Annotated in this window: 8 protein-coding genes and 1 tRNA gene; 7 read left to right on the top strand and 2 right to left on the bottom strand. The window is 36.1% G+C overall.

The genetic code is table 11. The annotated features are described in order from the left end of the window. Positions 1–189: 189 nt before the first annotated feature. From NTX22_06015 to NTX22_05995, 5 genes are all read left to right on the top strand, one after another. The gene (locus NTX22_06015; protein MCX6150059.1) at positions 190–2,004 is read left to right on the top strand and encodes a PAS domain S-box protein; all 1,815 of its coding nucleotides are present in this window, start codon (positions 190–192) and stop codon (positions 2,002–2,004) included. A gap of 12 nt (positions 2,005–2,016) precedes the next feature. Beyond that, positions 2,017–2,469, top strand: a complete 453-nt coding sequence (locus NTX22_06010; protein MCX6150058.1) for a response regulator — start codon at positions 2,017–2,019, stop codon at positions 2,467–2,469. A 23-nt stretch (positions 2,470–2,492) separates the two neighbouring features. Further along, positions 2,493–6,170, top strand: a complete 3,678-nt coding sequence (locus NTX22_06005; protein MCX6150057.1) for a PAS domain S-box protein — start codon at positions 2,493–2,495, stop codon at positions 6,168–6,170. A 154-nt stretch (positions 6,171–6,324) separates the two neighbouring features. Beyond that, on the top strand, positions 6,325–7,383 hold the full coding sequence (locus NTX22_06000) for a hypothetical protein (protein ID MCX6150056.1): 1,059 nt from the start codon (positions 6,325–6,327) through the stop codon (positions 7,381–7,383). Positions 7,384–7,486: 103 nt separating this feature from the next. Next, on the top strand, positions 7,487–9,415 hold the full coding sequence (locus tag NTX22_05995) for an ATP-binding protein (GenBank protein ID MCX6150055.1): 1,929 nt from the start codon (positions 7,487–7,489) through the stop codon (positions 9,413–9,415). 358 nt (positions 9,416–9,773) lie between these two features. Here NTX22_05995 and NTX22_05990 read toward each other — a convergent pair. After that, positions 9,774–9,847: transfer RNA gene (locus NTX22_05990), tRNA-Arg, on the bottom strand. A 204-nt stretch (positions 9,848–10,051) separates the two neighbouring features. On the opposite strand from NTX22_05990, the gene NTX22_05985 reads away from it, so the two are divergent. Beyond that, positions 10,052–11,896 carry a PQQ-binding-like beta-propeller repeat protein gene (locus tag NTX22_05985; protein MCX6150054.1) on the top strand — a complete coding sequence of 615 codons (1,845 nt, stop codon included), beginning with the start codon at positions 10,052–10,054 and terminating at the stop codon, positions 11,894–11,896. A 32-nt stretch (positions 11,897–11,928) separates the two neighbouring features. On the opposite strand, the gene NTX22_05980 is transcribed toward NTX22_05985, so the two are convergent. After that, the gene (locus tag NTX22_05980; protein ID MCX6150053.1) at positions 11,929–13,590 is read right to left on the bottom strand and encodes a peptidoglycan DD-metalloendopeptidase family protein; all 1,662 of its coding nucleotides are present in this window, start codon (positions 13,588–13,590) and stop codon (positions 11,929–11,931) included. Positions 13,591–13,923: 333 nt separating this feature from the next. Between NTX22_05980 and NTX22_05975 the strand changes: the two genes are divergently transcribed. Further along, positions 13,924–14,574 carry a rhomboid family intramembrane serine protease gene (locus NTX22_05975; GenBank protein ID MCX6150052.1) on the top strand — a complete coding sequence of 217 codons (651 nt, stop codon included), beginning with the start codon at positions 13,924–13,926 and terminating at the stop codon, positions 14,572–14,574. The last annotated feature ends 80 nt before the right edge of the window (positions 14,575–14,654 follow it).

The raw sequence follows: 14,654 nt of genomic DNA, 5'->3' as shown, positions 1-14,654 counted from the left end.
TTGAACCCAACAGCATTGCGAGCTAAATTGTATCTTACTGCAAATCGTGCAGCTTTTAATCAACTGGAAAATCTCAAAGTTTCTTTCGCTATGAAATTCTAAAAAATATAACTATACGCATCGGGTTGCGTAAGGTGAGTTACTAAGTACAAAATCGAAGAATTTATCCATGATGATGCAAAGAATGATATGTTCAATACAACTCTGCCGGAAATATTTAGTGTTGGCAGTTGGAAGGGAGACAGTGCATTCAAGGATATTACCGGGAAGAAAATTCCGGCAGTATTATCATGCACACTACTAAAAAATAAAAATGGCGAACCTGAATTTATGGCTGTAAATGCCAGAGACATTACTGAACGAAAGAGGGCTGCGGAAGTCTTACAGGAGAGCGAAGAGAGATTCCGTATCGCCGCAGAAACATCAAACGATGTGGTTTATGAATGGGACCTTAAGCAAAACGTAAAATGGTTTGGGAAGATTGATGAAATGCTTGGTTATAACCCGGGCGAGTTTCCAAGAACTCTGGACGGTTTAGGTGCGTCGGTGCATCCCGATGATTGGATTCGCGTGATGACTGCTGTGCAGGCTCATCTGGAGGAACGTGCACCTTATGCTGAGGAATACCGAGCTATAAAGAAAGACGGAACTTTTAGATGGTGGTCGGCTCGGGGTGCAGTTGCAAGGACGCCCGACGGACAACCCATACGATGGGTTGGTACCGTTACAGATATAACCGAGCGAAAACAGGCGGAAGAGGAATTACTGAAACTCAACGCTCAATTGGAACAGCGGGTACTCGAACGCACCCAGGAGCTCCAGGTTGTCAACAAGGCGCTCAATGCTTCAAACGAGGAACTGAACACCACCAACGAGGGATTGCAAGAAGCCCAAGTGCAGTTGCAAAACCAAAGAGAAGAACAACAGATCATACTTGATTCTATTCCAGCATGGGTTTTTTATAAAGATAAAGAAAACAACTTTTTAAAAGTTAATAAAGTCTTTTCTGAGGTAATGGGAATGACGAAGGAACAGCTGGAAAATAAATCTTTGTTCAATCTTTATCCCAGAGAACAGGCAGAGACCTTTTTGAAAGACGATCTGGATGTAATCTCTTCCGGCAGACCTAAAAGGAATATCATTGAATCAATGTCATCTCCCAAAGGAACAATATGGGTACAGACAGATAAGATACCTTTTTATGATCCACATGGTGTAATTATCGGCATAATCGGTTTTACAGTTGATATCACCGAGCAAAAGAAACTTGAAGATAGCTTACGAGACCAGTCCGAAAAAACAGAAGCCTCTAATAAGGAACTCGAAGCATTTACTTATTCAGTGTCTCACGATCTTCGCGCCCCGTTACGGCATATTAGCGGATACGTGCAGTTGCTCACTAGCCGGTTCCATCCCGCATTATCAGAAAAGGGTCAGCATTATTTAGACTCTATTGCAGATTCCGTGCATCAGATGGGATTGCTCATAGATAATCTGCTGCAATTCTCCAGAACAGGAAGGGCAGAGATGCGTCGAGCAGATTCTGATATGAATGAAATAGTTAAAGAAGTGATAGAATCGCTTGGCAAAGATAACCCTGATCGCTCTATAAAATGGAAAGTTGCCAAATTACCATCAGTCTTTTGCGATAGTGCAATGATGCGGCTCGTGTGGATGAATCTCCTAAGTAACGCGGTCAAATTCACGCGAACAAGGGAGAAAGCTCTAATTGAAATCGGAGCCAAGGTTGAAAAGAAAGAAGTAATATTTTTTGTCCGGGATAACGGTGTAGGGTTTGATATGCAATATGCACAAAAGCTCTTTGGTGTTTTCCAACGCTTGCACCCAACAGAAGAATTTGAAGGAACCGGCATCGGTCTGGCAAATGTGCAGCGGATAATAATGCGCCACGGCGGACGCACGTGGGCAGTAGCTGAACTTGATAACCTAACTGCCGGCAAGGCAGGAGGAGCGACATTTTATTTTTCTATACAACATAATTAAGGAGAACATATTATGGTAGAACTAAGGACGATACTTTTAGCAGAAGACAATCCCAAGGATGTGGAGTTGACTCTTGAGGCGCTGTCTGAACATAACCTTGCCAACCACGTTACTGTCGTTAAAGATGGAGTGGAAGCAATGGAATTTCTGCGACGTGAAGGCAAGTATAAATTACGTAAACCGGGGCTTCCCGCAGTATTGCTTCTGGATATTAAAATGCCCCGCATGGATGGAATTGAAGTTCTTCGAACTGTACGAAGCGATCCGGCTCTAAAGATGTTACCTGTTGTGATACTTACATCCTCCCGTGAAGAACAGGATTTGATAAAAAGTTATGAACTTGGAGTTAATGCTTATGTAGTAAAGCCTGTAGATTTCAAAGATTTTATTCAAGCAGTGAAAGAGATTGGTATCTTCTGGGCTGTCATTAATGAAGCACCACCGGTGAGTATGTTATCCACATAAACCAAAAGCTAATAGGGGTTATTATGTTAAGAGCACTTTTACTTGAGGATTCGCCTCAAGATGTTGAGATCATCCGCGAGTTATTGATAGACGCGGGATTTGACCTGGATATGGATTGTACTGCGTTAGAAAAGGAATTTGTCTCTTTGCTCCGCAGCAATACTTATGATGTCATTCTCGCTGATTTCAAACTACCCGGATTTGATGGGTTCGGCGCACTAAGATGGGCTAAAGAAATTTGCCCGAATGTTCCTTTAATCTTCGTCTCCGGAACAATAGGCGAGGAAACCGCAGTAGAACTTTTAAAACTGGGAGCTGTTGATTACGTTTTAAAGGATAGACCGATAAGACTTCCCTATGCTATTAAACGGGCGCTTGTTGAAGCTAAGGAAAAAGAAACTCAACGGCAAGCGGAAGAAGAACTGCGCGTTGCATTAGCTAAATATAAAACGTTGTTCGACTGTTTACCGTTGGGCATTACAGTATCGGACGAGTTAGGAAATATTTTAGAAACCAATCCAACAGCCGAAAAGTTGCTCGGCATACCACAAACCGAGCAAAACCAACGCGATATTGACAGCCATGAGTGGCGCATCGTGCGCTTAGATGGAACACCTATGCCGCCTGATGAATATGCCAGTGTGCGGGCACTGAAACAACAGTGCAAAGTGGAAAATGTCGAAATGGGTATAGTCAAACCCGATAACATGATCACATGGATAAGCGTTACTGCTACGCCTGTGCCTCTGGAAGGGTATGGTGTAGTTATTACTTATAATGATATCACTGAACGCAAACGTACAGATGAGGCGCTTCGCATTTTATCTTTACGGCAGGAAGCAATTTTAGCTTCTGTTCCGGATATTATTATGGAAGTTGATAACAATAAAATTTACACATGGGCTAATCCGGCGGGTATAGAATTTTTTGGAAATGATGTAGTTGGAAAAGAAGCATCATACTATTTTGAAGGTGAGCAAGAAACTTATAAATACACCCAACCGCTTTTTAATGGTAGTGAAAATATAATATATGTTGAAAGCAAACAAAGACGCATAGATGGCAAAATTCGATTGCTTAGTTGGTGGTGCCGTGTTTTAAAAGATAAAAACGATAATGTTACCGGTGCTCTTTCAACTGCGCGGGACATCACCGTCCTCAAACATACGGAAGAAGCGATGATAAAATCTGAAATCCAATATCGCCGGTTATTTGAAGCTGCCAGAGATGGAGTATTAATTTTGAATGCCCAGACAGGAATTATTGTAGATTCCAACCCATACCTAACTGAACTTCTTGGATATTCTAAAGAGGAGATAATTGGCAAACATTTGTGGGAACTTGGTTTTATTAAAGATAAAGCTGCATCTATATTGAACGTTAAAGAATTGCAGGAGAAAAAATATATTGCATATGAAAATCTGCCGTTTGAAACTATCGATGGAAAAACTATTTACGTTCAGTTCGTTAGTAATGTTTATCAAGTTGATGGAAGCGAAGTAATTCAATGTAACATCCGTGATATTACCAAGAGAAAACTTGCAGAGGATAGACAAGTTTTTATTGCAAAAATATTAGCAATATTAAACAGACCAAATGAATGGCAGCAAATTATAGATGATATACTACAAGAGACTAAATTATTCACAGAATTTGAAGCCATCGCAATCCGCCTGAAAGAAGGTGAAGATTATCCATACTTTGTTGCTAATGGATTTCCCGCACATTTTGTTGAAGAGGAAAGATTCTTATGTGCCAGAAACCTGGATGGTGAAATTATATATGCTCCTGATGGTAAACCATTTTTGGAATGTATGTGCGGTAATATAATTTCAAATCGAATCGATCCTTCACTTTCATTTTTTACCTATGGTGGCAGCTTTTGGACAAACAGCACTACTGAACTGTTATCAACATATTCGGAAAAAGAACTTCAAACGGCTACAAGGAATAGATGTAACAGCGATGGTTATGAATCTGTTGCTTTAATTCCACTAAAATCCGGAGGAAATGCTATAGGCTTGCTTCAATTTAATGATAAACGCACTAACAGGTTTACATTGGAAATGATCGAGTTCTTTGAAAAAATAGGTTCTACAATTGGAATTGCATTTAAAAGAATGCAGGCTGAAAAACAAATAAGAGAAAGTGAAGAACGTTACCGGTTTATAGTTGAAGCAACAAACGATGTTATATACCGCCTTAAATATGATACTATGATGTTTGATTACATGAATCCTGCAATAGAAAAACTAACCGGATATTCTCCGGAGGAAATTAATGAAATTGGTTTAAAAAGTTTAGTAGTGAAGATTTGTAAATACCATGTTGAAAATGTTAATATTGATTTAGTTGTAGAAGACAGGCAGAAAGGAATGACTGGTGAGTGGCAGGCTGATTATCAATTAAGAACTAAAGCTGGTAAATTGATTTGGCTATCGGATCATTCATTTCCATGGAATGATGAAGCTGGTAATTTGATTGGAAGTATTGGTATTCTTATTGACATAACAGAACGCAAACTTGCCGAAGATGAGATAATAAACGCAAAAGAAAAAGCGGAAGAAATGAACCGGCTGAAATCCAGCTTTTTAGCTAATATGAGTCACGAACTTAGAACACCGCTAATAGGAATACTTGGTTATGCGGAAATCCTTCAAACGCAATTGGATGATGTAGAGTTAAAAGAGCAGGCAAGTATAATTTTTGACAGCGGAACCAGGCTTAAAGATACATTAAACCTTATACTGGACTTATCTAAAATTGAAGCAGAATCTTTAGCTGTGAATCTTGAAGAGATTGAACTTACTTCTTACATTCCAAACCTGGTTAAAGTATTTGAAAAATCTGCAGAGGCAAAAGGAATAGAACTAAAAGTAATTACAGGGGAAGAATTATTATTTTCTAATTTGGATAAAGTTCTTTTAGATTCCATCAACAATAACCTTGTGAATAATGCAATTAAGTATACACACCAAGGTAAAGTAACAGTTGAAATTAATAAAATAATTGACAAAGAAAAATTGTATGCAGAACTGTTGGTAGCAGATTCCGGTATAGGAATAGAGGAAGAAAATCTGGTAATTATTTTCGAGCCTTTCAGGCAGGCAAGTGAAGGATGGGGTAGAAGTTATGAAGGTACGGGTTTGGGGCTTACACTGGTAAAGAAATATGTAGAGAGTCTGAAAGGAACTATAAGTGTGGAAAGTAAAGTTGGCGTCGGTTCAACATTTAAAGTCAGGTTCCCAATTACAAAATCAGAATTTAGGAAAAGTGAAAAAGCAGATATTGGAACGAAAGAAGGAAATTATGTAATTGAAACAGAAAGAAATAATAAACCATTAATTTTATATGTCGAAGACGACATTGTTAGTCAACAAGTTATTAAAGCAATGGTTAGTAATTTTTATAGAATTGAATATATTGACGAAGGTGAAGCAGCAGTTGAATTAGTAAAGCAAAAAAAATACGATATAATTTTAATGGATATTAATCTAAAAGGTAAGCTAAATGGTCTGGAAACTGCCAAAGAAATAAAAAAAATAGAAGGATACGAAAGTATTTCAATAATAGCAGTAACAGCATACGCTATGGCAGGTGATAAAGAAAAATTGTTAAGCGGAGGCTGTACCCATTATATATCCAAACCTTTTTCAAAAGATGAGTTTCTTTCTTTGTTAAGTGAAGGGCTAAATCATTAGAAAATAAATTAGATTTGAATAAGAATAATATTTTAAAAATGGTTTTACTGCAATTGTATTAAAGTCTAATAAATTTGTAAAGAATGAAAGCCCCGTTAGGATCTGAATAATTGTAAAATATTTTTTCAGACGGAATAAACAAATAGGAGCAGTAATGTTAGCATTGCAATACAGAAGGGGATTGTTTGGGGCAATCATTTTGTTCATTGCATTGGCAAATTTAGGAAGCTATGCTTACGCTAAGGGATTTGATAACAAAGACTTTTCATTACGCTTCCCTGCAGCATTAAGCCGTTTTTCCTCCTACGCAGACGTTGCCGCCACAGGAGGTGCTTCTGCCGGCAGTAAGTGGCAGTCATCTGTCAATCCAGCCTCAACTGTCTGGCAAAACATACAGGGGAATTATCACTTATCATTAAGTCCACAATATTCTCAAATTCTTTTCCAGGAGGGTACAGTCTTACATGTTATATCCGAATCTATCACCAAAGATTTTAACAACTTCGGAACTGTTCAGGTGTCTCTTGCACAGGTGCGCAGCAATGAAAGAGCTATGCGGGCTCCGCTGCCAGATTATAAATTTTTGTATGATATGGATTATGTCCAGGTTCAATGGGGAAAACGAATTTCTGATGATCTAACCTTAGGTGGAAATTTTAATTATTCGTCATCGGAAGTTACAACCAAATACATTGCCGAAACACATACTTATACTTCAAGCGCTAACTATGGTTTTAGAGTCGGGGCTCTTTGCAGTATTATAAATAATCTTCTGGGAGGTATAGTTGTTGATTATTCGGAATCACCATCAACGGCAAAAGTGTATGATATATTCGGTTCAGGAATTGGTAATCTACAAGTTAAAGACAGAGCAAAACAGTTTACTTTGCGTGCCGGTCCTTCATATGAATACAGTAGTAACTCAACGGTCAATATGGACTATCAATACTGTTCATTAAAAAATGACACAGGTAATATGGAAGTTCATAGGATGTTTGCAGGAATTGACCACCAGATAGTAGATGCTTTATTCGCTCGTGGAGGATTAGCTCTGGATAATAACGGTAATACATCATGGACTGGTGGTGTGGGAATATACCCGTTTAAGCAATTAAGTATTGACATAGGATATCAATACAACATGTTTCCTGAAATACAGCCGGAATTTGGTCGGTCTCATCTAATAACAATATCCATTGGTGTGGTTTTATGATTGATGACGCTTCAAATAAGGAGAATAAAATGGATTCACAACAATCATTAGCACTAATGGCTAACAAAGGTGTAGTCCAGTCCGGTATAGGAGAGCCTCCATTATGAACCATTCCGGAATATTCTCCAAGACGAGGGAGAAATTGTCCGTGGCGTTTGCTGATCAGATCAAAGAAGAAAAGTTTCTGAATCAACAAAGAGATAACACCGCCGAACAATTACGCTGGGCATGTTTAGTAGGCGCTTTAATTATGATCGGATTTATATGGCAGGACACAATTATTTCGGAAACCGGTCATCAAGCCATTATGATAAGAATTCTTGGCGCTCTTCCCGTCAGTGCCCTGGCTTGGTATTTAAGTCGCAAACTGGCAGTGCGTCGCTTCATATCATATATCACCGCTTTATTCTGGCTGAGTTATACCTGCTTAACTGCGGCATTATTTATAAGCTATGGATCTGGTCCATATGGACTCACAAGTTCAATTGGACTCGGGAGTTTCTTAATCATTATTTTCGGGATATTTACCTTTTCGAACCTGCGCTTATGGGCAACAATACTGGTTGGGATGTCAACCCTCCTGGTCTATACTATTTCGGTTGCTCTTTGGACTGAATCAGTTTTTGTTGATTTCATTATGGGTGACTTTTTGACTGTTGTGGCACTGATGATAGGGACTGGTATAAAAACCCTGTTTACAGAACGTGCTCAGCGCCGGCAATTTGAGACATCTGAGCAGCTTAATAAATCCTATACTATGATGGAGCAGCAGGTTCGGGAACGCACGGCTGATCTGCAGGACACCAATACGATGTTGATTGCAGAGGTTGCCGAACGCAAACATTTATTAGAAGAAATAATTAAAGCCAAAGAAAAAGCGGAAGAAATGAGCCGGTTAAAATCCAGTTTCTTAGCCAATATGAGCCACGAACTACGCACACCGTTAAATGGAATACTTGGTTTTGCAGAAATAATGAAAGAACAATTAACAGATGAAAATTTTAAAGGACAGGCAAAAATAATTTTTGAAAGCGGAAACAGGCTAAAGCAAACATTAGACCTGATACTTAATTTATCGAAAATTGAATCCGAAACTCTGGAAGTATATTTTGAAGAGGTTGAATTAACTGAGTATGTTCTTGAATTAGTTAAAGTATTCGAAAAATCTGCAGAAGCTATAGGAATAGAACTAAAAGTAATTACAGGCAAAGAATTATTATTTTCCAACCTCGATAAAATTTTGTTAAATTCTATCATCAATAACCTTCTGAATAATGCAATTAAGTACACTCCAAAAGGTAAAGTAACAGTTGAAATTAATAAAATAATTGACGACGAAAAAATGAATGTGGAATTTTTGGTAACAGATACTGGTATAGGAATAGTGGAAGAAAATCTGGCAATTATTTTCGAGCCTTTCAGGCAGGCAAGTGAAGGATGGAATAGAAAATATGAAGGTACAGGTTTAGGACTTACGCTGGTAAAGAAATATGCGGAAAGCATGCATGGAGAGATAACAGTTGAAAGCAAAGTTGGCGTTGGTTCAGCATTTAGAGTAAAGTTCCCGCTAATTAAAGTAGCATTTAAAAAAAGTGAAAAAGCAGAGATTGAAACTAAAGAAGAAAAATATGTAGTTGAAATAAAGAAAGTTGGTGAACCATTAATTTTATATGTTGAAGATGATCTGGTGAGTCAAAAGTTGATTAAAACATTAGTGGCAAGCTCTTATAATATTGATTGCATTGCAGATGGTGAAGGGGCAATAGAATTAGTAAAGAGGAATAAATATGATATAATTCTGATGGATATAAATCTTGGTGGTAAATTAAATGGTATAGAAACTATAAAATTATTACAAAAAATAAAAGGTTACAGAAAGATTCCCATAATAGCTATTACAGTTTACGCTATGGCTGGTGATAAAGAAAAATTGTTAAGTGAAGGTTGTACGCATTATATATCCAAGCCTTTTGCAAAATCAGAGTTTCTTTCTTTATTAAAAGAGGCTCTTAATTGGAATAATAAAAATTAAAATAACTGTGGGTCCTCTCCAAAAAGGTCTTCCCCGCGAAAACGCATAGGCGTTAACTTAAGGTAAAATATTTAGTTTATGATAAAAATAACCCCGACCCTGCTTACCGTAGGCAGGTTTTCAAGTCGGGGGAAAGAATATTCTCCAAGAATTTAGGGCTTTAGCCCAACATTAGGATTGTACTTGCCTACTGCAAGTAGGTTGGACTAAAGTCCAGGATTTTTTTAGGATTCCGATACTCAGGTATAAATGCCGGAGCTATTCAAGTACAAAATTTTCTTAGGTTGATGCCAATGACTGCAAACCGGGCTCAACCGTAAAAAAGCCCGAATATGGACAATATTCGGGCTTTTTCTTGTGCACCTGCAGGGATTCGAACCCCGAACCTTCTGATCCGTAGTCAGATGCTCTATCCAATTGAGCCACAGGTGCAATGTTAAAAATTATTTCAATAATTTAAGTTAGAGAAAATCTATTTACATTAAATTCCTAACCTGATTGTAAAATTGATGGAAATTCTTTTTCAAATATAAGGTAAACCGCTCTCAGTTTCAATTTCTAAAAGCTACTCAAATTTTGTTTGTTAGTTACTCAATCAAAATTTATATTTTAACCAAGTATAAAATTGAGTTCATAATGAAAAAAACATTTGAATTATTTCTTCTTTTATTTTTTATAACTGTAATTTCTGTTTTTGCTCAGGACAATAATTTTCGATTTGCCTGGTTAAGCGATACTCATGTTGGTAGTCCATCAGGAGCTTCTGATTTATCAATTTCAATGAACTATATAAATCAACTTTCAAATATTGATTTTATAATTCTCTCCGGTGATATTTCCGAAACAGGGAGAAATATAGATTTGGTGCTATCAAAAAAAATTCTCGATAGCTTGAAAAAACCATATTATTTAATTCCAGGGAACCACGATACAAAATGGTCCGAATCCGGTGGAACTAAGTTCCAACAACTATGGGGAAATGATCGATTCGTTTTTAAATTTGGCGAATACTTTTTTATCGGGCTTCATGAGGGACCATTGATGAGAATGGCAGATGGTCATTTTGCACCTGAGGATATTCGCTGGCTCGATTCTCTTCTCTCAACAGTGAATAAAAATCAGCCGATTATTTTTGTTACTCATTACCCGGTCGATTCATCAATTGATAATTGGTTTGAAGTTTTGGATAGATTAAAAAAGTATGATACCCGGCTTATCTTATGTGGTCATGGTCATTCTAATAAAGCTCTTAACTTCGAAGGGATACCTGGCGTTATGGGCAGATCCAATTTAAGAGCTAAAAGTAGAATAGGTGGATTTAATATAGTTGAACTAAAAGGGGATTCAATATTTTTTACAGAAGTAAATCCAGGACTTGGACAGAAAATTCCCTGGAATAAAATTAAACTAACAAAGATTTCCTTTTCTAATGATACTACAAAATATAACAGACCGGATTTTTCAATAAATAAAAAATATCCAAAAGTAAAAGCAAGATGGCTTGCAGAAACAAATTTTGTAAATGCCTCAACCCCGGTAAGCGATGGTAAAATTATTCTAACTACAAATACCGGTGGGGAAGTTATTGCTTTTTCTATTGAAGGGACAGTATTATGGAAGTTCAAAACTAATGGAAGAATATTCTCCACTCCAACTATTTCAGAGAATAAAATTGTAATTGCATCAACTAATAAAAATATTTTTTGTTTGGATAAAAATGATGGAAAAATTTTATGGAAAATATTGTCAGATAGTCCAATAGTATCGTCTCCGGTTATCGAAAAGAATAATGTCTTTATGGGAACAAGCGATGGTAAATTCATAGCAATGGATTTAAATTCAGGAAAGAAAATTTGGGATTTTGATCAAGTTAAAGAATTTATAGAAGCTAAACCTTTAATTTGTAACGCCAAAATTATTTTTGGTGCGTGGGATACTTATTTATATGCGCTAAATAAAAAGGATGGTTCGCTTGCCTGGAAATGGTCTAATGGAAGACCGGAAGTACTTTATTCACCTGCAGCTTGCTTACCTGTAACCTCTAATGGAAAAGTTTTTATCGTCGCTCCTGATCGGTTTATTACAGCTATTGATGAGCAAAGTGGAAAAACTATTTGGCGAACAAATCGCTTTCAGGTAAGGGAATCAATCGGCATTTCTGAAGATGGCAAAACTATATTTGCCAGAACCATGAATGATACCGTGATTGCCTTGGATCCAGTTGAAAAAGAATTTAAAACAAAATGGATTTCAGCAGCCGGCTATGGATATGATTTCAATCCATCACCCATCATCGAACATTCTGGAAATATTTTCTTTGGTACAAGAGATGGATTTGTTTATTGTCTTGATGCAATTAATGGATTGGTTAAATGGATTTATAGAATTGGTGTAACTTCGGTAAATCCTGTTTTGCCAATATCTGAAAATAGTATTGTTGTTTCTGATATGGATGGAAAGATAACGATGCTGGAATGGTAATAATTTTTCAGCAATTGGTATGCACCATATTTTTACTTTAATATGATAAGTTTTTTTATATCACAAAAATTGCCAGAGCGTAATTTATATAAATATATTCCGCTCGAAAGTGTTCGTTTACCATCAGGTAAATTGTTCGAATCGAATTTTATTTCATACCTCCCGGCTGATTTATAGTCATCAAACAAAGTGGAAATTTCTTCGCCAAGAATGCTATAAATTATTAATGTAACATGCGCTGGTTCTGGAACTTGATAAATAATAGTAGTTATTGGATTAAATGGATTAGGAAAGTTTTGCATCAACTTAAACGAAAGATGATGGTTCAAAGGATTATCAACAGAAACATGTTTTTTTACAAGGAATAAAATATTTCCAATCTTACCAGCTTTGTTTTCATCATCGATTGCATAAAGTTTTAGTGTATCAACTCCAGTAAAATCTGGTTGGGGTCTATATAAAAATTTTCTATGTCTTCCGCCAAATTGTTCAATAGTACCATGTCCAGGATCTTGATTAATTTTATACCAAAAGATTGAACCATCTGTATCAATTGCAGAAAATTCGCTAACAATAAATTCTTTATCAACTTCAATAACTTTTTCCAAAACAACAGGTAATTGATTGTTTTTATTATTGTATATAAAACTATTCTCTGCGATAGGACTATCGTTCCTAAAAATTAATATTTTCCAATTTCCAAAGAATACAGAATCCTGTGGAAGTACCCATGATGAATACCACCAACTACTTGGGTACGATGCAAAAGGAGAAAATTGGAAAGTTGTCCAGAGTACATTGTTAAAATATAATTCCCATTTCAAAGTATCAGAAGTATTCGCATTGCGCAATCGCAACCAGGAATAAATAGTATCTCCAAGAGTAACGTGAGTTTTAACTGGAGGTTTTTCAGAAATAATCGCCCAGTTTAATGGAATTGTTGTTATACCAAAATCCAATAATTGAAAAGGTAAATTTGAAACATATTCCGGTTGGAAGTTCCAAAGTGCATGATTCGGTTGACAACTGCCATTGTATGGATCCACAATTTGTCCAGTTTTATTCCGGATTTCAAAGTGAAGATGCGGTCCACTTGAAAACCCAGAACTGCCAATCATTCCAAGTGTATCCCCAGAATGCACAACATCGTGATTTTCTACCCGGATGGATTTTTTTTTGAAATGCCAATAATAAGCAAATGAACCATCCTGATGTTGAACAATTACAGAATTGCCTACAGCGCCATTTGTCCAGGATGTTCTCCGATCATATTCACCATCATGAACATCTATAACAAATCCATCTGCCGCACATAAAACTGGTTTCCCTTCATCCATATCATAAAAATTTAATAATTCAACATCGGTTCCCAGATGTCCATCATAAGTAATATTATTGCAATTAAAATCTTTTAATTTATTTGTACAATCAAGATCAACATAATTAACAGTTGTTTTTCCAAAGCTGTTTGTTCCACCATCACCAATTGGATCATTAAAAAGAACTTCAGTAGTATCTTCATAAGTTTTATTTAGGTGAAGTCTTAAAATTTTATCTAATGAATCAATAGCTTTTTCAGTAAGATTATAGTGTGATTTGTTAGAGCAAGAGCTTCCGCCATCAAATTTGATGATTTGAGAAGCGACTGGATTAGCAAATATTATTACTAATAAGATGACTAAAATTGTTTTCATTTATTTTACCTTTTCTTTTCTTACAGTATACAAGAGTTGGTAATTCTATAAACTCAAAATCAATTCATCTTTCTGGGAAAAGAGAAGGAATAAAAAAATGAATCAAGGAAATTATTTTGGAATTTGATTCATTCAGGTAGTTTCCCCGAAAACTAAAGACAAGTTAATACGTAGATTTGTTTATGTCAATAAAATAATTTGAATTAAACATTTTCGTTGCCCAAGAAATTGTTAGTTGGAAAGAAACAATTTGAAAAATAATCAAAGAATATTTTGAGGGAATTGTATAGTTTTAAGAAGTGATATAACCAGAAAAATATTTAAAGAATAATTATGAAGTTAAAAGAAAGAATAGACATTCAATTACTTATCCCTTCTTTGTTTCTTGTACTTCTCTGGGTAATAAAATTAACAGAGATAATTTTCGGATTCAATTTAATTCAAGTCGGAATATTTCCGCGAAAATTTTCCGGATTAATTGGAATATTATTATCGCCAGTCATCCATGCGGATTTGAATCATCTTATTTCAAATTCTCTTCCGCTGCTATTTCTTTCAACTGGTATTGTTTATTTTTTCAAAACCTCACGCTGGAAAGTGATTCTTAGTATCTATTTCATTTCAGGAATATTGATCTGGATTTTTGCAAGATCAGCTTATCATATCGGTGCCAGTGGTTTGATTTATGGCTTTGCAAGTTTTTTATTTTTCAGCGGAGTAATCAGACGAGATACTCGTTCGATAGCCCTTTCTTTAATTGTTACTTTCCTTTATGGTGGAATGATCTGGGGAATTTTACCGGTTGATTATAAAGTATCGTGGGAAGCTCATTTGATTGGAGGTATAGTTGGATTTCTTTTTTCAATTTTATTTCGGAAAAAAGATCCTCCTAAAAGATATGATTGGGAAGATGAAGAAGTAGACGAGAATGAAAATCAGGAGAAACCAGAAATATCTTATAAGAAAGGTTATCCATTTGATTAACTTATAGCAAAGTTTATTTCTCAAATCTCCTTTTCTCGATCTTAATCTTGATCCTTCTATTTATTCGTTTATAGTGCTAT

This window comes from Ignavibacteriales bacterium, from assembly GCA_026390815.1.
Lineage (GTDB): Bacteria > Bacteroidota > Ignavibacteria > Ignavibacteriales > SURF-24 > JAPLFH01.
This window is presented reverse-complemented; position numbering and strand designations above follow the sequence as displayed.

What these genes read in the sequence shown, in the direction of transcription:
- NTX22_06015 (MCX6150059.1), top strand. Translation starts at nt 190, where the DNA reads ATGTTCAATACAACTCTGCCGGAAATATTTAGTGTTGGCAGTTGGAAG.
- NTX22_06010 (MCX6150058.1), top strand. Translation starts at nt 2,017, where the DNA reads ATGGTAGAACTAAGGACGATACTTTTAGCAGAAGACAATCCCAAGGAT.
- NTX22_06005 (MCX6150057.1), top strand. Translation starts at nt 2,493, where the DNA reads ATGTTAAGAGCACTTTTACTTGAGGATTCGCCTCAAGATGTTGAGATC.
- NTX22_06000 (MCX6150056.1), top strand. Translation starts at nt 6,325, where the DNA reads ATGTTAGCATTGCAATACAGAAGGGGATTGTTTGGGGCAATCATTTTG.
- NTX22_05995 (MCX6150055.1), top strand. Translation starts at nt 7,487, where the DNA reads ATGAACCATTCCGGAATATTCTCCAAGACGAGGGAGAAATTGTCCGTG.
- NTX22_05985 (MCX6150054.1), top strand. Translation starts at nt 10,052, where the DNA reads ATGAAAAAAACATTTGAATTATTTCTTCTTTTATTTTTTATAACTGTA.
- NTX22_05980 (MCX6150053.1), bottom strand. Translation starts at nt 13,590, where the DNA reads ATGAAAACAATTTTAGTCATCTTATTAGTAATAATATTTGCTAATCCA.
- NTX22_05975 (MCX6150052.1), top strand. Translation starts at nt 13,924, where the DNA reads ATGAAGTTAAAAGAAAGAATAGACATTCAATTACTTATCCCTTCTTTG.